General features: G+C 73.8%; 16 protein-coding genes. 4 read left to right on the top strand and 12 right to left on the bottom strand.

The window, feature by feature from the left end; translation table 11 throughout:
- The first annotated feature begins 152 nt into the window (after positions 1-152).
- Both Z164_RS0101435 and Z164_RS0101430 read left to right on the top strand, forming a co-directional pair.
- Positions 153-1,622: an aldehyde dehydrogenase family protein gene (locus tag Z164_RS0101435; protein WP_201769554.1), complete on the top strand. Its 1,470-nt coding sequence runs from the start codon at positions 153-155 to the stop codon at positions 1,620-1,622.
- Positions 1,623-1,642: 20 nt separating this feature from the next.
- Positions 1,643-2,248, top strand: a complete 606-nt coding sequence (locus Z164_RS0101430) for a UbiX family flavin prenyltransferase (protein ID WP_043688950.1) — start codon at positions 1,643-1,645, stop codon at positions 2,246-2,248.
- Positions 2,249-2,536: 288 nt separating this feature from the next.
- On the opposite strand, the gene Z164_RS23515 is transcribed toward Z164_RS0101430, so the two are convergent.
- The 11 genes from Z164_RS23515 to ppc all read right to left on the bottom strand — a co-directional run bounded on the left by Z164_RS23515 (position 2,537) and on the right by ppc (position 19,696).
- Positions 2,537-4,234, bottom strand: coding sequence for a GMC family oxidoreductase (locus tag Z164_RS23515; protein ID WP_043688948.1), 1,698 nt, complete (start codon positions 4,232-4,234; stop codon positions 2,537-2,539).
- A gap of 54 nt (positions 4,235-4,288) precedes the next feature.
- Positions 4,289-5,344, bottom strand: a complete 1,056-nt coding sequence (locus tag Z164_RS0101420; protein WP_024888970.1) for an XdhC family protein — start codon at positions 5,342-5,344, stop codon at positions 4,289-4,291.
- Positions 5,344-6,129, bottom strand: coding sequence for an enoyl-CoA hydratase/isomerase family protein (locus Z164_RS0101415; RefSeq protein WP_024888969.1), 786 nt, complete (start codon positions 6,127-6,129; stop codon positions 5,344-5,346). Before Z164_RS0101415 ends, Z164_RS0101420 begins: the two co-directional genes overlap by 1 nt.
- A 41-nt stretch (positions 6,130-6,170) precedes the next feature.
- The gene (locus tag Z164_RS0101410; RefSeq protein WP_024888968.1) at positions 6,171-7,694 is read right to left on the bottom strand and encodes an AMP-binding protein; all 1,524 of its coding nucleotides are present in this window, start codon (positions 7,692-7,694) and stop codon (positions 6,171-6,173) included.
- The gene (locus Z164_RS0101405) at positions 7,687-8,199 is read right to left on the bottom strand and encodes a (2Fe-2S)-binding protein (protein ID WP_024888967.1); all 513 of its coding nucleotides are present in this window, start codon (positions 8,197-8,199) and stop codon (positions 7,687-7,689) included. The genes Z164_RS0101410 and Z164_RS0101405 overlap by 8 nt, the downstream gene beginning before the upstream one ends.
- The gene (locus Z164_RS0101400) at positions 8,187-9,014 is read right to left on the bottom strand and encodes an FAD binding domain-containing protein (RefSeq protein WP_024888966.1); all 828 of its coding nucleotides are present in this window, start codon (positions 9,012-9,014) and stop codon (positions 8,187-8,189) included. The genes Z164_RS0101405 and Z164_RS0101400 overlap by 13 nt, the downstream gene beginning before the upstream one ends.
- Positions 9,011-12,010, bottom strand: a complete 3,000-nt coding sequence (locus tag Z164_RS0101395) for a xanthine dehydrogenase family protein molybdopterin-binding subunit (protein ID WP_024888965.1) — start codon at positions 12,008-12,010, stop codon at positions 9,011-9,013. The genes Z164_RS0101400 and Z164_RS0101395 overlap by 4 nt, the downstream gene beginning before the upstream one ends.
- Positions 12,007-13,431, bottom strand: a complete 1,425-nt coding sequence (locus Z164_RS0101390; protein WP_024888964.1) for a sodium:solute symporter family protein — start codon at positions 13,429-13,431, stop codon at positions 12,007-12,009. Before Z164_RS0101390 ends, Z164_RS0101395 begins: the two co-directional genes overlap by 4 nt.
- 134 nt (positions 13,432-13,565) lie before the next feature.
- Positions 13,566-14,786 carry an alpha-hydroxy acid oxidase gene (locus Z164_RS0101385; protein WP_024888963.1) on the bottom strand — a complete coding sequence of 407 codons (1,221 nt, stop codon included), beginning with the start codon at positions 14,784-14,786 and terminating at the stop codon, positions 13,566-13,568.
- A 7-nt stretch (positions 14,787-14,793) separates the two neighbouring features.
- Positions 14,794-16,509 carry a thiamine pyrophosphate-requiring protein gene (locus Z164_RS0101380; protein WP_024888962.1) on the bottom strand — a complete coding sequence of 572 codons (1,716 nt, stop codon included), beginning with the start codon at positions 16,507-16,509 and terminating at the stop codon, positions 14,794-14,796.
- A 457-nt stretch (positions 16,510-16,966) separates the two neighbouring features.
- The gene (ppc, locus tag Z164_RS0101375; RefSeq protein ID WP_024888961.1) at positions 16,967-19,696 is read right to left on the bottom strand and encodes a phosphoenolpyruvate carboxylase; all 2,730 of its coding nucleotides are present in this window, start codon (positions 19,694-19,696) and stop codon (positions 16,967-16,969) included.
- A 165-nt stretch (positions 19,697-19,861) separates the two neighbouring features.
- Between ppc and Z164_RS0101370 the strand changes: the two genes are divergently transcribed.
- Entirely contained in the window at positions 19,862-20,341 is a 480-nt protein-coding gene (locus tag Z164_RS0101370; RefSeq protein ID WP_024888960.1) for a hypothetical protein, read from the top strand.
- 48 nt (positions 20,342-20,389) lie between these two features.
- On the opposite strand, the gene Z164_RS0101365 is transcribed toward Z164_RS0101370, so the two are convergent.
- The gene (locus Z164_RS0101365; protein ID WP_024888959.1) at positions 20,390-21,760 is read right to left on the bottom strand and encodes a glutamate--cysteine ligase; all 1,371 of its coding nucleotides are present in this window, start codon (positions 21,758-21,760) and stop codon (positions 20,390-20,392) included.
- 625 nt (positions 21,761-22,385) lie between these two features.
- On the opposite strand from Z164_RS0101365, the gene Z164_RS0101360 reads away from it, so the two are divergent.
- Positions 22,386-23,378 (top strand): trypsin-like serine peptidase, encoded by a 993-nt coding sequence (locus tag Z164_RS0101360; RefSeq protein ID WP_043688943.1) that lies wholly within the window; start codon positions 22,386-22,388, stop codon positions 23,376-23,378.

Genomic DNA, 23,378 nt, shown 5'->3' with positions numbered 1-23,378 from the left:
GCCGTCCGCGGGCGCGCCGCCGTCGACCCTCCACAGAAGAGGCGCGCCGGTCCGGGAGGCGCGGCCGGGCCGCATCGCGCGCCCGCGGTGGGGCATCGCGCCCGCACCGCCCCCCGGGTTTCCGCCGCGTCGCCGCACAGGACCGCATGGCCGTGACCCCATCCTCCGCACCGCTCGCCGCCCAGCACTGGATCGACGGCGCCGCCCACGGCGACGCCACCCTTCCCAGCCTCGACCCTGCCACCGGCACCGAGCTGGGCCGCTTCGCCGACGGCGGCGAGGCCGAGGCAGAGGCCGCCATCGCCGCCGCCCGCCGCGCCTTCGACCACGGCCCGTGGGCCGCGGCGCCGCGGCTGCGCCAGCGCGTGCTGCTGGACTGGGCCGCCGCGCTGCGCGCGCAGGCCGAACCGCTGGCGGAGCTGCTGACCCGCGACAACGGCAAGGTCATCGCCCAGGCGCGCGGCGAGATCGCCGCCAGCATCTCCGAGATCGAGTACTACGCCGGGCTCGCCCGCCACATCCCCGGCCACGTGCTCGAACCCGAGCCCGGCGTGCTGTCCACCGTGCTGCGCGAGCCGGCCGGCGTGGCCGGCATCATCGTGCCGTGGAATGCGCCGGCGGTGCTGCTGGTGCGTGCGCTGGGCCCGGCGCTGGCGGCCGGCTGCACGGTGGTGGTCAAGCCGGCCGCGCAGACCGCGGTGTTCAACGCCGCGCTGCTGGCGCCGCTGCTGACCCATCCGCAACTGCCGGCCGGCGCGGTCAACGTGTTCGCCGAGGCAGGCCACGCCGGCGCCAGCCTGCTGGCGACCTCGCACGACGTGGACGCGATCTGCTTCACCGGTTCCACCGAGGTCGGCAAGACGATCATGCGCAACGCCGCCGACAGCATGAAGAAGCTGTCGCTGGAACTGGGCGGCAACTCCGCCTGCCTGGTGTTTCCCGACGCCGACATCGACGCGGTGGCGCCGCAACTGGCCGCCGCGGCGACGATCATCTCCGGCCAGCAATGCACCGCCGCGCGGCGGGTGCTGGTGCACGCCAGCCGGCTGCAGGCGATGAAGCGCGCGCTGACCGGCGCGCTGCAGGCGCTCAAGGTCGGTCCCGGCCTGGACCCCGCCAACGCCATCGGCCCGCTGATCGACCACCGCGCCCGCGACCAGGTCGCCGCGCGCATCGCCCGCGCACTCGACAGCGCCGACGAAGTGCTGCTGCAAGGCGGCGTGCCCGGCGGCGCGCTCGCCGACGGCGCGTTCCTGACCCCGTCGCTGGTCTACCACCGCGACAGCGCCGCGGACTTCGTGCAGGAGGAGATCTTCGGCCCGTTCCTGGTGCTGGAATCGTTCGAGGACGAGACCGAGGCGGTCGCCCGCGCCAACCACACCGTGTTCGGCCTGTCGGCCAGCGTGTGGACCCGCGACGGCGCCACCGCGCTGCGGGTGGCGCGCGCGCTGCGCAACGGCACGGTGTGGATCAACGCGCACAACCGCCTGCTGCCGGAAGTGGAAACCGGCGGCTACCGCCAGAGCGGGCTGGGCCGCCTGCACGGCTACGACGCGCTGGCCGATTTCACCGAGCTCAAGCACATCTACCAGGCGCCGGGCGTGCTCGGCGACGCCGGCTGATGGACGACGGCAGCCAGCGCATGCGATCCGACTCCGGCCACCCGGGCGGCGGCCTGCCGCTGATCGTGGGCATCTCCGGCGCCAGCGGCGTGGTCTACGGCGTGCGCATGCTGGAGCTGCTGCGCGCGCTGGGCATCCCGACCCACCTGGTGATGTCGAAGTCGGCGGAAATCACCATCGCCCACGAGACCGACCTCAAGATCGCCGAGGTCAAGGCGCTGGCCGACGTGGTGCACGCGCCGCACGACATCGCCGCCGGCATCTCCTCCGGCTCGTTCCGCACCCGCGGCATGGTGGTGGCGCCGTGCTCGATGCGCTCGATGGCCGAGATCGCCGGCGGGGTGACCTCGAGCCTGCTCACGCGCGCGGCCGACGTGGTGCTCAAGGAGCGGCGGCGGCTGGTGCTGATGGTGCGCGAGACGCCGTTGCACACCGGGCACCTGAGGGCGATGACGCAGTTGTCGGAGATGGGCGCGATCATCGCGCCGCCGGTGCCGGCGTTCTACGCGCGGCCGGCCTCGATCGAGGCGATGGTCGAACACACCGTGGGCCGGGTACTGGATCTGTTCGACATCGACACCGGCACCGTGCGCCGCTGGCGCGAGCCTGCGGCCGACGCGGGCTAAACGCTTCGCACCGACGATACGCTCGATGCGCTTTGGTCTTCCTGCCGCGCCCTGCTGCACCTCGGATGCCGCGGAGACAGCGCTTTTCGGGGCGAAGACGCGGTGCCGGGCGCGGGTGCATCCGAAGCGCCGAAACGAACGTCGATGCGAGACCTGTCCAGGGGCCGGGTCTCGCGCCGAGCGCGCCAGGGATGGCGCGCGCCCGAGTCAGGGCAGGATGCCCTGACCGAGGGACAAGCGAGACCCGGCCCATGGACAGGGCGTCGGAACGGCATCGCGGAGGTGCGATCACCCGCGCGCGCGCAACAGCCCGTCGGCGATCTTCTCGGCGATCATGATCACCGGGATGTTGGTGTTGGCGGTCGGCAGGCGCGGCATCACCGAGGCGTCGGCGACATAGAGGTTCTCCACCCCGATCACCCGCCCCGACGGATCCACCACGGCCTCCGGATCGCGCGGATCGCCCATCCGGCACGTGCCGCTGGCATGCCACACCCCGAACACGTTGGCGCGCACGAACGCCTCCAGCTGCGCATCGTCGGCCAGCACCGAGGCCAGCGAACGACCACCGTTCATCACCCGCCGCAGCACCCGGTGGCGCAGCCCCGCCGGCACGTCCAGCATCGCCCCCAGCAACGCGGTCAGCGCGGCATTGCGGCGGCCGACCGCGCTGAGCCGGCGGATGGCCGGGGTGAAGCCGGCCGGGAACAGGTCGTCGGGGTCCGGGTTGAGCGCCTCGCACACCACCAGCCGCGCCAGCCGGCGCACGCCGTCCATCATCCGCGCCAGGTCCGCCGGATCGGCGAGCAGGCCCAGATCGACCTCGGGCAACGCGTCGGGCGACGGCGAGCGCAGCGTCACCCGCCCGGCGGCGTGCGGGCGGTTGCACCACAGGAAGTACAGGCCCAGCCGCCGGCCGAGCGCATGCCAGCCGGCGCGCGCCGAGGCGGTGACGTACATGTCCGAGGGCGCGCCGCCGGCCAGCCCCGAGCTGTAGCGCATCGCCACGAAACTGGCGCGCCGGACCTCGGCCGGCAGGCGCAGCGCGCGCGGCAGGTACTGGCACAGGGTGAGCGCCGGGTGGTCGCGCAGGTTGGCGCCGACACCGGGGCGGTCGGCGACCACCGCGATGCCCAGATCCGCCAGCGCCCGGCCCGGGCCGATGCCCGCGCGCATCAGCAGCGCCGGGCTCTGCAGCGCGCCGGCGGCGACCAGCACCCGATGCGCGCCGATGACCTGCTCCCCGCCGTCGCGGGCCACCCGCACGCCGACGACGGTCGCGCCGTCCATCACCAGCCCGACCGCCCGGCTGCCTGCACGGATGTGCAGGTTGCCGCGCGCGCGCACGCCGGCATCGAGATAGCCCGTGGCGGTGGACACGCGGCGGTCGTCGCGGTTGGAGAACGCCGGCGGGAACAGCCCGTCGGCGAAGTCGCCGTTCTGGTCCAGCCGCATCGACAGCCCGCTGGCGGCGAACGCGCGCGCCACCGCCTGCCCGAACGGCGGCATCGCCTCGGGCAGGATGCGGCGGATCGGGATGGGTCCGTCCTGGCCGTGCAGCGGGCCGTCGCAGTCCAGATCGCGCTCGAGCCGGCGGAAGTACGGCAGCACGTCCTCCCAGCCCCAGCCGTGCGCGCCCAGCGCGGCCCATTCGTCGTAGTCGCGCGGCAGCCCGCGGTTGGCGGCCTGCACGTTGATGCTGGACCCGCCGCCCATCACCCGCGCCTGCTCGTAGGCGCGCGTCAGCGCGCGACCGTCGGCGCCACGGGTGGTGGTGGCGCTCAGCCCCGGCCACACGTAGCGGTCGCCGTAGAACAGCGCCATCGGGTAGCTGTCGAGCAGTTCCGGCGGCACGCCGCCGGGCGGCGTGTCCATGCCGGCTTCCAGCAGCAGCACCCGCCGCGCCGGGTCGGCCGACAGCCGGCTGGCCAGCACGCAGCCGGCCGAGCCGCCGCCGATCACGATATCGTCGAAACGCTCATCCATCCCGGTCACCCGTTCCTGGTTCGTCCGGCGCGGGCGGGAGGCCCGTGCCGCGCATCATGCCGGCGCCGATGCGGCGTGCGCACCGGCGGCGGCCGCGGCGCGCTCGGCGTCGAGAAACGCCTGCAATTGCAATGCGATGCTCAGCGAGATCGCCTCCGCGCCGCGCGTGGCCAGCAGGCCCACCGGCGCCTGCAGGCGCCCATGCAGCCGCGCCACGATGCGCGCCGGCAGCGTACGCAGCAGGTCGTCGCGCCGCCGCGCCGGGCCGAGCAGGCCGATGAAGCGCGCCGCCGGGTCGGCGGCCAGCACCTCCAGCGCCTCGCGGTCGCGCTCGAAGTTGTGGTGCATCACCAGCGCGACCGGCGCGGGCCGCGCCTGCCGCGGGCCCGCCGACGGCGGCCCTTCGACCAGCGCATCGGCCGCCCGCGCGACCTCCAGCCAGCGGCTGCGGTCCTCGACCACGGTGACGTGCCAGCCGGTGGCCTGCAGCATCGGCACCAGCCACGGGGTCTCCGGGCCGGCGCCGTGGATGCGCACCGCCGGTTGCGCCGGCACCGGCAGCGTCCAGCGCGAGGCGCCGGCGCGCGCCCAGGGCAGCGCCGGCATCGCCAGCGCCCAGTCGTGCGCCTGCGCGCCGGCCCACACCGACACCCGCGCGGCGGCGGCATCCACCGTCAGCCGCAGCGGCCCGGCGCCGGCCAGCCACGCCGCGCACAGCGCGTCCCAGCCGGGCATCCGCGCCACCGGCAGCAGGGCCACCCGCAGCCGGCCGCGGCAGCCGGTGGCGCCGCCGGAGAACACGTCCTCGTCGTCGCGCGCATCCACCTCGATCCACTCCACCCGCCCGTCGGCGGCCGCGCGCGCGGCATGCCGGGCGATGTCGGGCTCCAGGCAGCCGCCGCTGAGCCAGCCGGCCTGGGCGCCCGGCCCGTCGCCGGCGCCGAACAGCGCGAAATCGCCGATGCGCGCATAGGTGGAGCCGAGGGTCTCCAGCACCACCGCCAGCACCGGCGCGCGGCCCTGCGCCAGCGACCGCGCCAGCGCCTCGACGACGCCGGCGCGGCCGCCGCGGCGCGGCGCAGGGGCTGCGGCGGATGCGGGGGCGTGCATCAGGTGCCGGTGAAGTTGGGCTTGCGCTTGGCGTGGAACGCCTCCACGCCCTCGCGGAAGTCGTTGGAGCTGCGCAGGCGGCTGTAGCAGTGGCCTTCCAGCTCGATGGCGATCGACAGGCTGGCGTCCTCGGTGTCGTTGAGCAGCTTCTTGGCGGTGCGCTGGGCCAGCGGCGAGAACGCCACCAGTTCCTTCACCAACGCCGCGGTGGCGGCTTCCAGCTCGGCGTCGGGCACCAGTTCGGTGGCGATGCCCCAGTCGTAGGCCTGCTGCGCCTTGATCCGCTTGGAACGCATCACGATGTCCTTGGTACGGGTGATGCCGACGATCTTCTGCAGCCTGGCCGAGCCGCCCGAGCCCGGGATCTGGCCGAGCTTCTGCTCGGGCAGCGCGTACTCGCAGGTCTCGGAGACGATGCGGAAGTCGCAGGCCAGCGAGATCTCGAAGCCCACGCCGAAGGTGTAGCCGCGGTTGGCGGCGATCACCGGCTTCTTGGCCCGCGCCGGCGCGGCCACGTTCCAGGCCAGGTGCGAGACGTGCTCGGGCGAGGCTTCCATGAAGCCCTTGATGTAGCCGCCGGAGGAGAAGTGCTCGCCGTCGGCGCGGATCACGATCACCCGCACGCGGTCGTCGGCGTCGAGCGCCTCGAACGCCAGGCGCAGCGCATCGCGCTGGTCCATGCTGATGGTGTTGAAGGGCTCGCGCGAGAGCACGATGTCGCCGCGCTGGGCCTCGGGGTCGATCTCGACGCGGAAGCCGTCGAACTGTTCGGTGGTCTTGGACATGCGGTAATGCCTCGTGTGGGGGGTGGTGATGGGGAAGGGAATCAGGATGCCGGGGTGTATTCGCCGGCGCTCAGCTTGCGCCGCAGCAGCTTGCCGACCGGGGACTTGGGAATGTCCTCGACGAACACGAACCGGCGCGGGCGCTTGAAGTTGGCCAGCTTGGAATCGCGGCACCAGGCGTCGAGCTCGTCCTCGGTGACCGGACCGTTGCGGCGCACGAACGCGGTGACCACGCTGCCCCAGCGCTCGTCGGGCAGGCCGACCACGGCGACTTCGCCGACGCGCGGGTGCAGCGACAGGTGGCTTTCGATCTCCACCGGCGAGACGTTCTCGCCGCCGGAGATGATCATGTCGTCCACCCGTCCGGTGACGAACAGGTCGCCGTCCTCGTCGACGTAGCCGGTGTCGCCGGTGAAGTACCAGCCGCCGCGCAGGGCCTTGGCGTCGGCGTCGGGCCGGCGCCAGTAGCCCTCGAACGCCTCGTCGCCGGCCAGCAGGGCGACGATCTGGCCCTCCTCGTTGGGCGCGGCGCGGGTGTGCGCGTCGGTGGCGTCGAGCGGCACCACCCGCACCATCTGGTTGAGGCCGGAACGGCCGGCGCTGCCGGGCTTGGACGGCGCGTCGTCCTCGATGGTGAAGGTGTAGATCTCCGAGGAGCCGTAGTGGTTGACGAACAGCTCCGGCGCGAACGCCGCCTGCAGCTTCTGCAGCAGGCCGTCGGTCATCGAGGCGCCGGCGAAGCCCAGCGTGCGCACCGAGCCGATGTCGGTGGCGGCGAAATCGGGATGCTGCAGCAGGTCGTGGTAGAGCGTCGGCACCAGGTACAGGTTGTCGATGCGCTCGGCGGCGATCAGCCGCAGCGCCTGGCCGGCGTCGAACTTCGGCAGGCAGACGAAGGTGCCGTTGAGCAGCGCGCAGGCCAGCAGCGAGCGCACGCCCATGGTGTGGTAGAGCGGCATCACCCCCAGCGTGCGCGCGCCGTTGCGGTAGCGGTTCTGGGCGATGTGGGCGATCGCCGCGGCGCGCTCGGCGCGGTGGCGGCGCGGCACGCCCTTGGGCTTGGAGGTGGTGCCGGAGGTGTAGAGCATCAGCGACCAGTCCTCGGCCACCGCCAGCGGCTGCGCCGGCGGCGCGTCCACCGCCAGCCAGTCGCCGAAGCGCTGCGCGCCGGCGCGGTCCACGTCCAGGGTCACGTGCAGCACGGCGTCGTCCAGCCCGGCCGCGGCGATGGCCTTGGCCGGCGCGTCCTCGTACACGATCGCCCGCGCCTCGGAATCGTGCACGCAGAAGGCCACGTCCTCGGCGGTGGCGCGCCAGTTCAGCGGCACCAGGATGGCGCCGGCGAACTGGCAGGCCCAATGCAGCGTCGCCGCTTCCCAGCGGTTGCGCAGCACGCTCACCACGTGATCGCCGCGCTTCACGCCGGCCGCCTCCAGCCCGGCCACCACCGACGAGATCGCGTGGTACCAGGCGGCGTAGTCCAGGCGGACGTCGCCATCGACGATGGCCAGGGCCTCGGGGTCGCGTTCGACCGCGGCGAGGAAGGTGGTTCCCAGATCAAGCATGCGCGCGTTCCTCCTTCAGCCGGCGCTGCGCGTGCACGGCGGCCTTGACGATGGTGACGTAACCGGTACAGCGGCACAGATGGCCGGAGAGCATGTCCCTGAGCGCGGCCTCGTCGGCGTCGGGCTGCGCGCGCAGGAAGCCGTCGAGCGACATCAGGATTCCCGGCGTGCAGAAGCCGCACTGCAGGCCGTGGTGTTCGCGGAAGCTTTCCTGCAACACCGACAGGGTGCGGCCGCCGTCGGGCGACAGCCCTTCCACCGTGCGCACCTGCGCGCCGTCGGTCTGCACCGCCAGCGCCAGGCAGGCGCGCGCGGGCACGCCGTCGATGATCACCGTGCAGGCGCCGCACACGCCGTGCTCGCAGCCGACGTGGGTGCCGGTGGCGGCCAGTTCGTGGCGCAGGAAATCCGACAGCAGCGTGCGCGGCTCGGCCTCGCCACGGACCTCGCGGCCGTTGAGGGTCAGGGTCACCGGATGGCGCTGGCCGGCGCTCAGTTTCGGCATTGCATGGCCTCCTCGATGGTCTGGCGGCCCAGGCGGCGCACCAGTTCGCGGCGATAGCGCGCGGTGGCGTGCAGGTCGTCGCGGGCGTCCAGGTCCCAGGCGTACTGGTTGAGGGCGTCGTCGAAGTCCGGCGCGTCGGGCAGCGGCAGTTCGCGCACGGTGGGGATGTCGGCCACCCCGCCGATGCCCAGCCGCGCGCCGGAGGCCGTGGCGACCGCGGCGCAGGCCACGATGGCGAAGTCGCCATGCCGCCGGCCGATCTCGTTGAAGGCGTAGCCGCAGCCCGGCTGCGCGGCCGGGAAGGTCACCGATTCGATCAGCTCGGTGTCGCCGCGCGCGGTGGCCATCATGCCGACGAAGAAGTCCGCGGCCGCCACGCTGCGCGCCCTGCGCCGCCGGCGCAGTTGCAGGCTGCCGCCCAGGGTCAACAGGCACAGCGGCTGCTCGGCGCTGGGATCGGCATGGGCGATGGAGCCGACCACGGTGCCGCGGCTGCGGGTCTGCGCATGCCCCACCCAGGGCAGCGCGCGCGCCAGCAGCGGCAGGCGCGGATCGCGCGTGGCCCAGTCGAGCAGTTGCGCCTGGCGCACGCCGGCGCCCACGCGGATGCCGTCGGCGGTCGCCTCGATGCGCGCCAGCGCCTCGACGTGCATCACGTCGATCAGCAGCGCCGGCTTGGCCAGGCGCATGTTGAGCATCGGCACCAGCGACTGGCCGCCGGCGAGGATGCGCGCCTGGTCGCCGGCCTCGTGCAGGTGCTCGAGCACCTCGTCGCGGTCGGTCGCGCGCACGTAGTCGAACGGTGCCGGCTTCATGCGCCCACCCCGAACCGGCGCAGCAGCCGCTTGAACCACGCCCCGAACCCGCCGCCGCCGCCGGCCTTGGCGGCCAGGCCGTCGAACAACTGGCCGATCACCACCTTGGCCGCGCCGTCGAGCAGGCGGCCGCCGATCGAGGCGACCTTGCCGCCGATGGCGACCTGGTAGCGGTAGTGGATCTCGGTGCGGCCCGGCGCCGTCTCCACCAGGGTCACCGCGCCCTCGCCGTTGCCGAAGCCGAGCGCGCCGGTGGTGCTGCCCTTGAGGGTCAGCGACTCGGGCTCGTTCAGATCGTGCAGGCCCACGCGCGCCTTGTAGCGGCCCTTGACCGGGCCGATGCCCAGGGTGACGTCGGCGGCGAACTCGGTCGGCGACGGCTTCTCGATGCCGTGCGCGCCGGGGATCACCGAGGCCAGGGTGTCCGGGTCGAGCAGCATGTCCCACACCTGCTGGCGCGGCGCGGCCACCACCGCCACGCCCTCGCCGGTCAGCAGGCGCTCGCCGGGCCGGGCCGCGGCGGCCTTCTTCTCCGGCGCCTTCAGCGGTGCCGGCTCCTCGCCGTGCAGGTGCCGCGCCAGCCGCGCCGGCACCAGCGGCAGTTCGACCTCGGCCAGGCTCAGCGCATCGGCCACCGCGTTGGCCAGGCACACCGGCGTGGACATGCAGTTGCCCTCGCCCACGCCCTTGGCGCCGAGCGGGGTGAACGGCGACGGGGTCTCGTGGTGCAGGATCAGCGGCGGCACCACTTCCACCGCGGTGGGCACCAGGTAGTCGGCGAAGGTGCCCGACAGGAAGCTGCCGTCGGCGCCGTAGCTGTGTTCCTCGTACAGCGCCGCGCCCACCGCGTGGGCGTAGCCGCCGTTGACCTGGCCCTCGACCATGCCCGGGTGCAGGATCCGGCCGCAGTCGTGCATGGTCACGTACTTGTCGATCCGCACCTCGGCGGTGACCGGGTCGATCTCCACCCCGCAGAAATCGAAGATGAAGCCGTGGCAGAGCGAGCTGTTGACCCCGTCCTCGGCGGTGGGCGCGGTCAGCTGCGGCGGCGACCAGAACGCGGTCTCGCGGATGGCGTGGTCCACGCCGTCGGGCAGGGTGCCCGGCGCCCAGTGGCTGCTGGAGGCGACCCGCGCGAACGGCAGCGGCTTGCCGTCGCGCCCCCGGGCGCGCACGGTGGCGTCGACGAATTCGATCTCGTCCTCGCCGCAGCCCAGTTGCGCGGCGGCGATCCTGGCCAGCTTCGCGCGCAGGCGCATGGCGGCGATGTGCGCGGCGCCGGCCACGGCGGCGGCGAAGCGGCTGGAATAGTTGCCCGAGGCGATCGACCAGGCATCGCGCGCGGTGTCCATCTCGGCGACCACGCGGATGTCGGCGGGCCTCAGCCCGAACGCGTCGGCCACGACCTGGGCGATCACCGTGCGGTGGCCCTGCCCCTGCGGCACCGAGGCGATGTGCACGCTGATCGAACCCACCGCGTCGATCTGGATCGTGGCGGTGGCCTGGGCGCCGTTCTTCGGCCCGGCCTTCGCGCGCTGCTCGGGGGTGAGCACCGCAGTGATGTAGCCCATGTTGGACACGCTGGGCTCGACCGCGGCGGTGAAGCCGATGCCGTAGTGGCGGCCTTCGGCGCGCGCGGCGTCGCGGCGCGCGACCAGCTCGGCCAGGCCGCCCTCGGCGACCGCGCGGTCCACCGCGGTGAGGTAGTCGCCGGAATCGAGCAGCGCGCCGGTGGCGGTGCGGTAGGGAAAGGCCTCGGCCGGCACCAGGTTGCGGCGGATGACGTCCAGCGGATCGAGGCCGAGTTCGACGGCGATGCGCTGCATCAGCCGCTCCAGCGCGAAATAGACCTGCGGGCCGCCGAAACCGCGGTTGAGGCCAGTCGGCATCTTGTTGGTCAGCACGACCCGGTTGCGGATCGACACGTGCTCGATCGCGTAGGCGCCGGTCATGTTGCCGTGCATGCGGTAGAGCGTGGCCGGCTCCGGCGCGCGCAGGTGGGCGCCGCAGTCCTCCAGCTGGTCCCAGGCCAGCGCGCGCACGCGGCCGTCGGCGTCCACCGCGGCCTCCAGGCGGGTGTCGCGGTTGGTCGCGCAGACCGAGGCCGACAGGTGCTCCAGCCGGTCCTCCACCCACTTCACCGGCGCGCCGGCCACCCGCGCGGCCACGGCCACCAGCACGATGTAGGGAAAGATGCCCTGCTTGATCCCGAAGCTGCCGCCCGAATCCGGCGGCGTGCGCAGGCGCAGGCGGTTGCCCGGCACCTTCAGCGCGCGCGAGATCACCGCGTGGATGCTGAAGGGGCCCTGGAAGTTGGCCAGCACGTCGTAGCCGTCCAGCCCCGGGTCGTATTCGGCCAGCACGCCGTAGCACTCGATCGGCGTGCAGCTGTTGCGCGGGTAGCGCACGTCGACCGCGACGCGGTGCGCGGCGCTGGCGAACGCGGCCTCCGGGTCGCCGTAGCGGAAGCTGCGCTCGCTGGCGATGTTGCCGCCCAGGCCCTCGTGCAGCACCGGCGCGCCGTCGGCGGCGGCGGCCTGCGGATCGACCACCGCCGGCAGCGCCTCGTACTCGATCTCGATCAGTTCCAGCGCGTCCTCGGCCAGGTAGCGGTCGCGCGCGACCACCACCGCCACCGGCTCGCCGACGTAGCGCACGCGATCGATGGCGATCGGCCAGCACTCGATCGGCGCCTTCACCCCGACCACCAGGCTGGCGGTCAGCGCGCGCACGTCCTCGCCGGTGAGCACCGCCGCCACCCCGGGCAGCGCGCGCGCGCGGCTCGCGTCGATGCGCACGATCCGCGCGTGGCCGTGCGGCGAGCGCGCGATGGCCGCGTGCAGCGTGCCCGGCGGCGTGCCGATGTCGTCGAAGTAGCGCCCGCGGCCGGACAGCAGCGCGGCGTCCTCCACGCGCGGCAGCGCGCGTCCGGTCCAGGCGCCGCCCTTCGGCGGTGCGTCGGCCTCGGCAGCGGCGTGGGCGAGGATCGGGCTCATCGCGCGCCTTGGGTCCCGGCGGCCGGGCGCGCATCGCCCTGCGCGCCGCGCAGCAGGTGGCTGAGCGTCATCACCACCAGCGGGATGCACAGCGCCACGTAGGCGTTGTCGATGCCCCACGGGTTGCCGGCCAGGAACCAGCCGATGGTCCCCACCAGGGCCAGGGCGATGCTGGCGATCGCGCCGGTGCGGGTGCCGAAGCGCGGCGAGTAGAACGCCATGAACACCAGCACCGCCAGCGCCGCGCGCAGCGCCTTGGCGAGGAAGGTCACCTTCACCACGTCCGCCGCGACCAGCGCCAGCAGCAGCGGGATCAGGCCCACGGCCACCGTCATCACCCGCACGAAGCGCAGCGACCTGGGATCGCTCACCTTGCGGCCGGTGATCGGCATGTAGAAATCCTTGAGCATCAGCGTCGCGGTGCCGATGTTGAGCGCGGCGATGGTGCCGAACGCGGCGGCCGCGAGGCCGGCGACCACCAGCGAGGCCAGCAACGTGTCCATCTCGCCGATCAGGGTCGGAAACGCCTGCAGCGATTCGATCCCCGGATACAGCACGTAGGCGCAGACGCCGATCATCGCCGCGGCGAACCCCAGCGGGATCAGCAGCACCGCCGACCAGATGGTGGCCGTGCGCGCCTTGCGGCCGTCCTCGACGGTGGCGATGGCCTGGATGACGTACTGGGTGGCGAAGGTCGCGCCGGCGCCGGCCACCAGCCAGGCGACGATCTGCGACCAGCCGACGTTGTCGAGCGACCAGAACTCCGGCGGCACCGACGCCTGCAGCTCCGACAGGCCGCCGACGCGGATCAGGCCGAACGCCATCGCCAGGAACACGCCGCCGACGATCACCACGCCGTGGACCACGTTGGTGTAGATCACCGAGCGCATGCCGCCCACGCCCACGTACAGCGAGGCCAGCACGCCGACCACGACGATGGCCAGCTGGCGGTCGACCCCGAGCAACGGCGCGAGCACCGCGCCGGCGCTGGCCATGGTGGAGACCGCCACGATCTGCAGGGCGAAGATCATGATCACCGAGGTGGCGACCTTGACCCGCGGCCCGTACACGCTGGCCAGCACCCCGGAGATGGTGTTCTCGCCCAGTTCCTTGTACTTGCGCGCCAGCAGGAACGAGAACACCAGGAAGCCGATGCCCAGCACCGCGACGTTCCAGCCGGCCGAGATGCCGTACCGGTAGGCGTACTGCGCGGTGCCGACGCTGGCGGTGGTGCCGATGAATTCCGACATCAGCAGCAGGCCGATCAGGAACGCGGGAATCGCCCTGCCGCCGTGGCCGGTGCCGGAGGTGTAGGACGAGGCGTTGCGCGAGAAGCGCAGGGCGTACACGCTGATCAGGCTGAGCCCGACCATGTAGGCCACGGTCGCGGCCAGGACGATGACGTTGTTGGGCTCAGTCACGGCGGCGGCCTCGCGGATGCGGCGGGTCGTGCGGCAGTCCTGGCGCGATCTTGCGATGTTTCATGTTCGACCCCTCCCGAGGGTGGCGGGCTCTGCGGCCCGTTGGCTGTGTGCGGCGACCACCCATGCGGCGGCTAAACCGGAAGCGTGCGGCCGTCGGCGCGCAGCGCGCCGACATCGGCGGCGCCGGCCTGGGCCAGCGCGATGCGGAACTCCTCGGCGAACAGGTCCGCGACGTGGGCGGCGCCCTCGTGGCCGGCGGCACCGTAGCCCCAGAGGAAGGCGCGCCCGGCGAGCGCGGCGTCGGCGCCCGCGCGCAGCGCGCGGACCAGGTCGATGCCGTGGCGGATGCCGCCGTCCATGAGCACGGTGGCGCGAGCACCGACGCGCGCGGCGATGGCCGGCAGCGCCTCGAGGGCGGCCGGCGCCGCGTCGAGCTGGCGGCCGCCGTGGTTGGACACCAGCACGCCGTCGGCGCCGAGCGCGACCGCGCGCTCGGCGTCGTCGGCATGCAGCAGGCCCTTGACCACCAGCGCCCGCGGCCAGGCGTCGCGGATGCGCGCCAGCGCCTCCCAGGTCATCGGCCCGACCATGCGCTGGTAGACGTAGCTGGCCAGCGTGCGGGCATCGCTGCGCCCGTCCACGTAGGGCAGGAAGTTGCCGAACCGCGGCTGCCCGTGGCGGACCAGATCCAGCGCCCAGGCCGGCGCGCGCAGCACGTCCAGGACCGTGCGCGGCCGCGGCCGGAACGGCACCGACAGCCCGTTGCGCACGTCGCCGCTGCGCTTGGCGCGCACCGGCACGTCCAGCGTCACCAGCAGCGCGTGGGCACCGGCGGCCTCGGCGCGGCGCACCAGGTCCAGCGAGACCCGGTGGCCGTCGGCCGGCACCCCATAGAGCTGGAACCAGAACACGTCCGGGGCGATCGCGCCGATGCGCTCGATGGTGCTGTTGCCGACCGAGGAATAGGTGTAGGGGATGCGCGCGGCCTGGGCCGCGGCGGCCAGCGCCTCGTCCGCGCCCGCGCGCAGCAGCCCGGCCAGGCCCATCGGCGCCACCCCGACCGGCAGCGCGTACTCGCGCCCGAACAGGCGCACCCGCGGATCGACCGCGCGCACGTCGCGGCCCCAGCGCGGCACGATCGTCGCCGCGTCCAGCGCGCGGCGGTTGCGGCGCAGGCAGAGGTCGTCGCCGACGCCGCCGGCGACGAAATCGTAGGCGAACCGCGGCGCCCGCCGGCGCGCGGCGCGCTGCAGGTCGTCGACGGTGGGGTAGCGGCGGCGCAGCGCGGCCGCGCGACCGTTCGCGCCTGCCGCGCCCCAGCCGCCGCCGGCCGTGGCCGGGGTGGCCGTCATGGCGCGCTCAGTACTCACAGACCACGTTCACCAGCGCCTGGCGGCCGCCGCGCACGGCCTCGACCGCGCGCGCCAGCGCGGCCGGCAGCTCGCGCGCCGATTCGACCCGGATGCCCAGCCCGCCGCTGGCCTCGACCGCGTGCTCGAAGCGCGGCGACGGCGACAGCTCGGCCAGCATCCGGTGCGCGTCCTGCGCGGCGTGGCCGTCGTGGTACATCGCCCGGGTGGAATTGCGCACCGCGCCGTAGAGCGCGTTGTTGAACACCACCGTGAGCACCGGCAGCCCGTGCGCCTCGGCCACCCAGTGGCAGGCGGTGGGGTTGGCGAACATGTAGGCGCCGTCGCCCAGGGTGGCCACGACCAGGCGCTCGGGCGCGGCCAGCTTGGCGCCCAGCGCCGCGCCCAGGCCCCAGCCGAGGCCGCCGGCGGGACTGAGCCCGAAATAGGTGCCCGGCCGCGTCTGCGGGCACTGCGGCTGGCGCAGCGGATACTCGTTGACGATGATCGCCTCGTCGCCCACCGCCGCGTGCACGCAGGCGCTGATCCATTCCGGGGTGATCGCGCCGTCGGGGCATCGCGCGGCGGCGGCGGCCTCGTCGCGCAGGCGCTGCCCGCGCGCGGCCGCGGCGCCCCGGCGGTACTCGACCCGCCCGTCGTCGATGCCGCCGGCCGCGGCGATGCGCGCGTCCAGGGCGTCGAGCAGGGCGGCGACGGTGCCGCTGAGCGCGAGGTCGGTGCGGAAGCTGCGCATCGGGTAGCGCGCGTACACCGGGTCCTCGCCCAGGTGCACCACCCGGCAATCGGCCGGCGGCGCCTGCACCGCGGGCACCCACGGCACGTCGCATTCCAGGGCGACGATCAGGTCGGCCTCGGCGATCAGCGGCGCCGGGTCGTAGCCGGCGAACATCGGATGCTCGGCGGAGATGTTCTGGAACCGCGGGTGGAACACCGCCACCGGCACCGCGTGCGCCTGCGCGAACCGCGACAGCGCCTCGAAGCCGGCCACGGTGCGGCCGGCGCTGGCGGTGACGATCACCGGCCGCCGCGCCTCTCGCAGCCAGCCGGCCAGGGTGTCGAGATCGGCGGGGTCCGGGCACGGCGCGGCGGGCGCGCGCAGCGGGACCAGTGCGGTGGCGTGCGCGCCTACGGGCTCGGCCAGCACGTCGCGCGGCAGGGTCACGTAGGTCGGGCCGCGCGGCGAGGTCATCGCCACCTGCAGCGCGCGGCGGACGATGTCGCCGGCCTGCTCGGGCAGGTGCAGCTCGTAGTCCCACTTCACCGCCTCGCGCAGCATCCCGGCCTGATCGAACATCTCCTGCGCCCAGTGGATGTAGCGGGTGCGGGTGCCGTGGCGGCCGCGCTCGCTGTAGGGCGAGCGGCCGGCGAACAGCAGCACCGGGGTCTGGTCGCGGCTGGCGTCGAGCACCGCGTTGACCGTGTTGGCGGTGCCGACGTTGACGTGCACCATCACTGCCTGCGGCTGGCCGTCGATCATGTAGCTGCCGTGGGCCATCGCCACGGCGACGTTCTCGTGCGGGATCACCATCGGCCGCGGCGTCGGCGCGCCCTCGATCGCGGCGCGGGCGAAGGCCTCGGCGATCGGCGGGAAGTCGGTGCCGCCGTTTGCGAAGAAATAGCGCACGCCCGCCTCGGCGAGGCTGCGGACGAACAGGTCGGCCGCGCTGGCGTCGGACGGCACCGCCGCAGCGGTCTCGATGTTCATGGCACCCCTCCCGGCGTGAACTGGATCGCCGCGCCGGTCTTCTGCGGACCGTTTCTGCGGCAACGATGTCGAGCCGACTCTAACGAGGGGATTTCGATCAGAACAAGTAATGAATAATTATTCTTTGGATCAACATCAATGATCCAAAAATGCTGCGATGCCGCATCGTGGCGCGGTCTTGCCTGCCCGCGCCCGCGCCGGACGGGGCCCCGGGGGCGGTGCGGGCGCGCCAGCCCGACGGGCGCCGGGAGCCCGCCGCCCTCCTGCCTCGCCCTGCTTCCGCGAGCGGGCGAGAGAGGCGCCCGGCGCGACGCGCAAGGCGATCTCCGGCTGCGGGAGATCGCAAGACGCCCCCCCCCCCGTCGCGGGAGCCCGGGTGGGCACCGGAGCGTGCGCGACCGGGCCGCGCGGCCCCCGGGGAAGCGCGCGCGGACGGGCCGCCTTCGGGCGCCTTCGCTCAGCCGGTGTTCTGGATCCCGGCGCTGATGCCGTTGACGGTGGCGATCAGGGCCCGCAGCTGCGCGCCGTCCGGGCTGCCGTCGGCGCGCCAGCGGCGCAGCAGCTCCACCTGCAGCAGGCTGATCGGATCGACGTAGGGATTGCGCAGGCGGATCGACAGGCGCAGGCGATAGTCGTCGGCCAGGATCGCATCGCGCGCCTTGACCGCCAGGATGGCGTCGCGCGTGCGCGCGAATTCGCCGGCAATGTCGTCGAACAACGGCGCGTGCAGGTCGCCGGCCAGCCGCGAGTAGCGCTCGAAGATGTCGAGGTCGGACTTGGCCAGCAACATCTCCAGGTCGTCAAGGGTGGCGGCGAAGAACGGCCAGTCGCGCGCCATCGCCTGCAGCGCGTCCAGGCCCCAGGTCTCGATGCCACGCGCCAGCGCGCTGCCCACGCCGTACCAGCCGGTGAGGCCGGAGCGGTTCTGCGACCAGGCGAACACCCACGGGATCGCGCGCAGGTTGGCCACGCCGCCGTCGCGCCGGCGCGAGGGGCGCGAGCCGATCCGCAGGCGCTCGATCACGTCGATCGGGGTGGCCAGGCGGAAGTAGGCGACGAAGTCCGGGTGCTCGTGCACCAGCGCGCGGTAGCGCGCGCGCGACCACTGCGCCAGCGCGCCCATGCGCGCGCGCCAGTCGTCCTCGCGCGCGTCCGCCGGGCGCGGGCGCAGCGTGGCGCGCAGCACCGCGCCGGTGGTCTGCTCGAGATTGCGCAGCGCCAGCGCGCGGATGCCGTACTTGCGGTGGATCACCTCGCCCTGCTCGGTGACCCGCAGGCTGCCGTCCACCGAGCCGCGCGGGGCGGCGATGATCGCGCGCTCGGTCTTGCCGCCGCCGCGGCTGACCGAGCCGCCGCGGCCGTGGAAGAACACGATGCGCACGCCCGCGGCCCTGGCCAGCGCGGTCAGCTCCACCTGGGTGCGCTGCAGCGCCCAGCGCGAGGCCAGCACGCCGCCGTCCTTGGTGCTGTCGGAATAGCCCAACATCACCGTCTGCCGGTCGCCGCGCGCGGACAGGTGCGCGCGATAGACCGGGTCGTCGAGCAGCGCGCGCATCACCGCCGGCGCCGCCTGCAGGTCGTCCACGGTCTCGAACAGCGGCGCCACGTCCAGCGGCACCGCGCCGTCCTCCACGCAGCCGGCCGCGCGCGCCAGCGCCAGCACCGCCAGCGCATCGGCCGCGCTGCGGCTCATGCTGACGATGTAGGGACCGAAGGCGCGCTCGCCGTAGCGCGCGCGCGCCTCGCGCACCGCCCGGAACACCGCCAGGCTGCGCTCGGTGTCCTCGTCGGGCGCCGTGCCGGGCAGCGCGCCGCCGAGCCAGCGGTGCAGGTCGGCCAGCCGCGTCTCGGGCGCGCGCTCGGCCCATGCCGGGTCGCCGAGCAGTTGCCCGATCGCGGCGTCGTGCACGGCCGAATCCTGGCGCAGGTCGAGCTTGGCCAGGTGGAAGCCGAAGGTGCGCACCCGGATGCGCACGCGCTCGAGCGCATGCAGGCCGGCATGTTCGCCGCGATGGGCGCGCAGGCTGGCGGCGATCAGGTCGAGGTCGGCCAGCAGCTCGCCGGCCTCGGCATAGCCCGCCGCGTCGCCGTCGGCGGTGGCCTGCAGGCGCGCGCGCATCAGGTCGAGCAGTTGCCGGTAGACCATGTCGGCCTGGCGCGGCTTCAGCCGCGCGGCGGCGCCCGGCAAGCGCTCGCGGTAGTCCTGCAGGCGCACGGACACCGCCGGTTCGATGCCGGCGCGGTCGGCGGTCTGGGTCAGCACGGTCATCAGCGTGCCCAGGTCCCGCCGGTACAGATCCACCACCTGCGCGCGCTGCGCCGCCAGCGTGGCCAGGATCGTCTCCGCGCCGACGTTGGGGTTGCCGTCCATGTCGCCGCCGACCCAGGTGCCGAACTGCAGCAGCACGGACAGTTCGCCGGGCCGCGCGGCCGGGGCGCCGTACACCGCCGCCAGCGCGTCGGCGAACACCCGGTAGTAGGTCGGCAGCACCCGGTAGAGCACGTCGCCCAGGTAGAAGCCGACGTGCTCCATCTCGTCGATCACCGTCGGCCGCGTGGGCGGCGCCTCGGAGGTCTGCCAGGCGGCGGTCAGCGCCTGGCGCATGCGCGCCACGTCCACCGCGCGCTCCTCGGGCGTGCGGCTGCGGTCGATGTCGGCCACCAGCCGGGCGACGATGTCGCGCTCCTTCTCCAGCAGCGCCCGGCGCATGGCCTCGGTGGGATGGGCGGTGAACACCGGCTCGATCCGCAGCCGCGGCAGCAGCGCGACGACCTCGTCGAGGCCGACGCCGTCGGCCTTCAACGCCGCCAGCACCGCATGCACGCCGCCCGGCTGCGGCGCCTGCCCCTCGCGCTGGTAATCGCGGCGGCGGCGGATCCGGTGCACCCGCTCAGCCAGGTTGATCGCGCCGAAATAGGCCGCGAACGCGCGCACCAGCGCCTCGGCGTCGTCGAGCGGGATGCGCGAGAGCTGGTCGGCCAGCTCGTCCACCGGCAGGCCCGCCTCGCGGCGGGCGATGGCGGCGCGGCGGACCGCCTCCACCTCCTCCAGCAGCGCGGGCGAGCCCTGTTCGGCCAGCATCTCGCCGACCAGCGCGCCGAGCCTGCGCACGTCGTCGCGCAGCAGCGCATCGGCTTCGGCGAATTCGAGGCGTTCGCGCAGCGGCGCGTCGGGAGCGTCGTTCATCGTGCCGAGGGTAGCGCAGCGCGGCGCCGCTGCGGCGCAACGCCGCGCGGGCCCGGCTTGCCGCCTCCGGCAGCATGCCTCATCCTTCGCGCCGCCGGCCGCGCGTCGCGCGGAGACCCGACCGGGCCCTCCGGCCCCCCCCCCCCAACACGAGGTCAAGCAGACATGGCGATCCCACAGGACGTCTCACCGATCACGCGCGCGCTGGCGGCCTGCGCCCTGGCGCTGGCCCTGGCGGCCTGCTCGGGCGGCGGCAACGGCGGCGGCGGCAACGAGGCGGGCGCCTCGGCGAGCGGCGGCAGCGAGGCGACGGCCAGCGCCGCGGATTTGGACCCGGTCCTGGCCGAGCCCCAGGTCGGCGACCTCTACGCCGCCGAGCTGACCCATTTCTCCGGCGTGGACTTCGGCGGCGCGGAGAACGGCGAGCCCGCCTACGGGCTGATGAAGGTCGTCGCCGTGACCGACGAACGCGTCACCCTCAACACCGAAATGGGCGCCTGGCCGAAGCCGCGCGGCGCGGTCAACGAACTGCGCGGCGACCTCTCCAACATCCAGTGGGACGAACAGGAAAAGATCGAGATCTATCGCAACGAGCTGCCGAAGCTGGTGGCCGAGGAGAAGATCCTCGAAGCGCGCCGCATGTGACCGGCGCCGCCCGCCGCCGCGGCGCCGCCGCGGCGCGCCGGGCCCTCGTCAATAGGCGAACTCGCGGAACACCCGGTCGATGTCGCCGCCCCACTCGTTCGCGAACAGCGCCAGCTTGCGCTCGGCCGGGGTCTCGCCGGCCTCGGCGAACTCGATCAGCGGTTCCAGGAAGCGGGTCTCGTCCACGCCGTGGGCGTTGCGCACGCCGCGCCGGCGCAGGCCGGCGACGCTGATCTTCAGCGCCTCGATCGCCAGCTCGCGCACGCTCGCCCCGCGGAACGGCAGCTTCAGCGCGTGGCGGGGCACGCCGTCGCGCAGGGCGTGCCGCTCCTCGAGGCTGAAGTCGCGCACCAGGTCCCAGGCGGCGTCGAGCGCGGCGTCGTCGTAGAGCAGGCCGACCCAGAACGCCGGCAGCGCGCAGATCCGGCTCCACGGCCCGCCGTCGGCGCCGCGCATCTCCAGGTACTTCTTCAGCCGCACCTCCGGGAACGCGGTGGTCATGTGGTCGGACCAGTCGCGCAGCGTGGGCCGTTCGCCCGGCAGCGCCGGCAGCGCGCCGCGCAGGAAGTCGCGGAAGCTCTGCCCGCTGGCGTCGACGTAGGTGCCGTCGCGGTAGGCGAAGTACATCGGCACGTCGAGCAGGTAATCGACGTAGCGCTCGTAGCCGAAGCCATCCTCGAACACGAAGTCGAGCATGCCGGTGCGGTCGGGATCGGTGTCGGTCCAGATGTGCGAGCGGTAGCTGAGGTAGCCGTTGGGCCGCCCCTCGGTGAAGGGCGAGTCCGCGAACAGCGCGGTGGCGATCGGCTGCAGCGCCAGCGAGACGCGGAACTTCTTCACCATGTCGGCTTCGCTGGCGTAGTCCAGGTTGACCTGCACCGTGCAGGTGCGCGTCATCATGTCCAGCCCCAGGCCGCCGACCTTGGGCATGTAGTCGCGCATGATCCGGTAGCGGCCCTTGGGCATCCACGGCATCTCGTCGCGCTTCCACTTGGGCTGGAAGCCCATCCCCAGGAAGCCCAGGCGCAGTTCGTCGGCGACGGTCTTGACCTCCAGCAGGTGGGCGCTGACCTCCTCGCAGGTCTGGTGGATGTCCTCCAGCGGCGCGCCCGACAGCTCCAGCTGCCCGGCCGGTTCGAGCGTCACCGAGGCGCCGGCGCGCAGCAGGGCGACCGTGCGCCCGGCCTCGCGCACCTCATCCCAGCCGAAGCGCGCCAGGCCCTGCAGCAGCGCCTCGATGCCGCGCTCGCCGTCGAACGCCGGCGGGCGCAGGTCGTCGAGGCGGAAGCCGAACTTCTCGTGCTCGGTGCCGATGCGCCAGTCCGCGCGCGGCTTCTCGCCGGAGGCGATCGCCGCCACCAGCTCGGCGCGGTCGGAGATCGGGGCGTCGCTGGCGGGGCTGGGACTGGGGCTGGACAAGGCGGTGGGCTCGCGGCCGTGGGTGGGCGATGCGGGCGGCCCCGCGGTCGCAAGCGCGCACTATAGCGGCTGGGCCGCCGGGTCCGCGCCCGCGGCGCGCGCACCGCTCTGTTCCGCGCGCCACCGGGGCCCCCACCCGCGCGCGGTACCGCTGAATGGGTCGATCCGAATGCGGCACGGGACCGAAGGCGCGGCGGCGCGGTCGAATGGGACTGCGATCACGGCGCGGGCGCAGCCGAAGGCGTAGTAGATACCGCCTTGGCCGGGCGCTTCTCGCATCGGCCGCCACACGGATCCGCCGGCCGGCGCCTCGCCGCCCGGCCGAGGCGAGCACGGATGACGCCCATGCACTCCCGGACAGCGAACGCCCGGCACGCGCCGGCCACCGGCCGCCGCACCGCGCGGCCGTGCCCCGGGAACGCCCTCGCCGGGCAGCCCCCTACCCGCCAGGCGCCGGACGCGCGCCTGGCGAGCGCGGCCAGGGAGGGCCGCATCGCCGGGACGGCAGGCGCCGCCGCCGTCCCGGCCACCGGACCGGCGCCGTGCCGGCCGGATGTGCCGGGACGCGCCGGACGCGCGCACCCGGCTTGAGCCGATGGAGTATCCGACCAACAAGGAGTTCGTGATGAAACGTCTGACTGTTCTGGGGCTTGCGGTGCTGATCGCGGCCCCGATCGCGCATGCGGCGGATGCGGGGGATTCGTCCTTCGTGAAATCCGCCCGGAAGGCGCGCTTCATCCACGGCGAGAACCTGGTGACGGGCGTGGTCCCGGACCGGGGCATCGTCACCCACGCCCGCCGACAGACCCCGCAGGAGCGCGCCGCGGGCCTGAGCGCGGTCATGGTGACCCCCGACGGCGACGTGTACGAGTCCGGCATCGACCCGGAGGACGTCGCGCTGCTCGAGGAGGCGATCCGCGCCCTGGAGGTCCTGGGCCGCACGCCGTCCGTCGCCGGCACGCCGCCCCTGCGCCCGACCGTGGACGGCCGCGACGTCCTGACGCCCAAGGCGATCATCGGTACCGACGACCGGGTGCAGGTGACCGACACCACGGTCGCGCCGTACTACAACATCGGCCGCATCGCCTCCGGCTGCACCGGCACGCTGATCGGCCCGAAGCACGTCCTCACCGCCGGGCACTGCATCTCCAACGGCGCGGGCAGCTTCTATTCCGCGCTGAACTTCACCGCGGCCCAGAACGGCAGCTACCAGCCCTGGGGAACCTCCAGCTGGACCAATGCGATCACCACCTCGGGCTGGCACAACAGCGGCGACTTCAACTACGACTACGCGCTGATCGTGCTCGCCGCGCCCCCCCACGGCGGGCACGCGGGCTGGGGCGTCTACTCGGGCGGCACCCACAGCATCACCGGCTATCCGGGCGACAAGCCGTTCGGCACCATGTGGACGCACTCCGGGCCGGTATGGACCAGCGGTTCCTACCGGCTGTGCTACACCATCGACACCGCGGGCGGGCAGAGCGGCAGCGGCATCGCCGATGCGAGCCATTACGTCCGCGGCGTCCATACGACGGGCTCCGCCACGCAGAACTGCGGGACGCGGCTGACCAGCGCGGTGTACAACACGCTGCAGAACTGGATCGCCACCTACCCGTGA

The sequence above is a fragment of the Luteimonas huabeiensis HB2 genome, from assembly GCF_000559025.1.
Lineage (GTDB): Bacteria > Pseudomonadota > Gammaproteobacteria > Xanthomonadales > Xanthomonadaceae > Luteimonas > Luteimonas huabeiensis.
The sequence above is the reverse complement of the archived record's forward strand: the minus strand, read 5'-3'. Positions and strand labels throughout refer to the sequence as shown.

What these genes read in the sequence shown, in the direction of transcription:
- Z164_RS0101430 (WP_043688950.1), top strand. Translation starts at nt 1,643, where the DNA reads ATGCGATCCGACTCCGGCCACCCGGGCGGCGGCCTGCCGCTGATCGTG.
- ppc (WP_024888961.1), bottom strand. Translation starts at nt 19,696, where the DNA reads ATGAACGACGCTCCCGACGCGCCGCTGCGCGAACGCCTCGAATTCGCC.
- Z164_RS0101360 (WP_043688943.1), top strand. Translation starts at nt 22,386, where the DNA reads ATGAAACGTCTGACTGTTCTGGGGCTTGCGGTGCTGATCGCGGCCCCG.
- Z164_RS0101385 (WP_024888963.1), bottom strand. Translation starts at nt 14,786, where the DNA reads ATGACGGCCACCCCGGCCACGGCCGGCGGCGGCTGGGGCGCGGCAGGC.
- Z164_RS0101395 (WP_024888965.1), bottom strand. Translation starts at nt 12,010, where the DNA reads ATGAGCCCGATCCTCGCCCACGCCGCTGCCGAGGCCGACGCACCGCCG.
- Z164_RS0101405 (WP_024888967.1), bottom strand. Translation starts at nt 8,199, where the DNA reads ATGCCGAAACTGAGCGCCGGCCAGCGCCATCCGGTGACCCTGACCCTC.
- Z164_RS0101420 (WP_024888970.1), bottom strand. Translation starts at nt 5,344, where the DNA reads ATGCACGCCCCCGCATCCGCCGCAGCCCCTGCGCCGCGCCGCGGCGGC.
- Z164_RS0101415 (WP_024888969.1), bottom strand. Translation starts at nt 6,129, where the DNA reads ATGTCCAAGACCACCGAACAGTTCGACGGCTTCCGCGTCGAGATCGAC.
- Z164_RS0101400 (WP_024888966.1), bottom strand. Translation starts at nt 9,014, where the DNA reads ATGAAGCCGGCACCGTTCGACTACGTGCGCGCGACCGACCGCGACGAG.
- Z164_RS0101370 (WP_024888960.1), top strand. Translation starts at nt 19,862, where the DNA reads ATGGCGATCCCACAGGACGTCTCACCGATCACGCGCGCGCTGGCGGCC.
- Z164_RS23515 (WP_043688948.1), bottom strand. Translation starts at nt 4,234, where the DNA reads ATGGATGAGCGTTTCGACGATATCGTGATCGGCGGCGGCTCGGCCGGC.
- Z164_RS0101410 (WP_024888968.1), bottom strand. Translation starts at nt 7,694, where the DNA reads ATGCTTGATCTGGGAACCACCTTCCTCGCCGCGGTCGAACGCGACCCC.
- Z164_RS0101380 (WP_024888962.1), bottom strand. Translation starts at nt 16,509, where the DNA reads ATGAACATCGAGACCGCTGCGGCGGTGCCGTCCGACGCCAGCGCGGCC.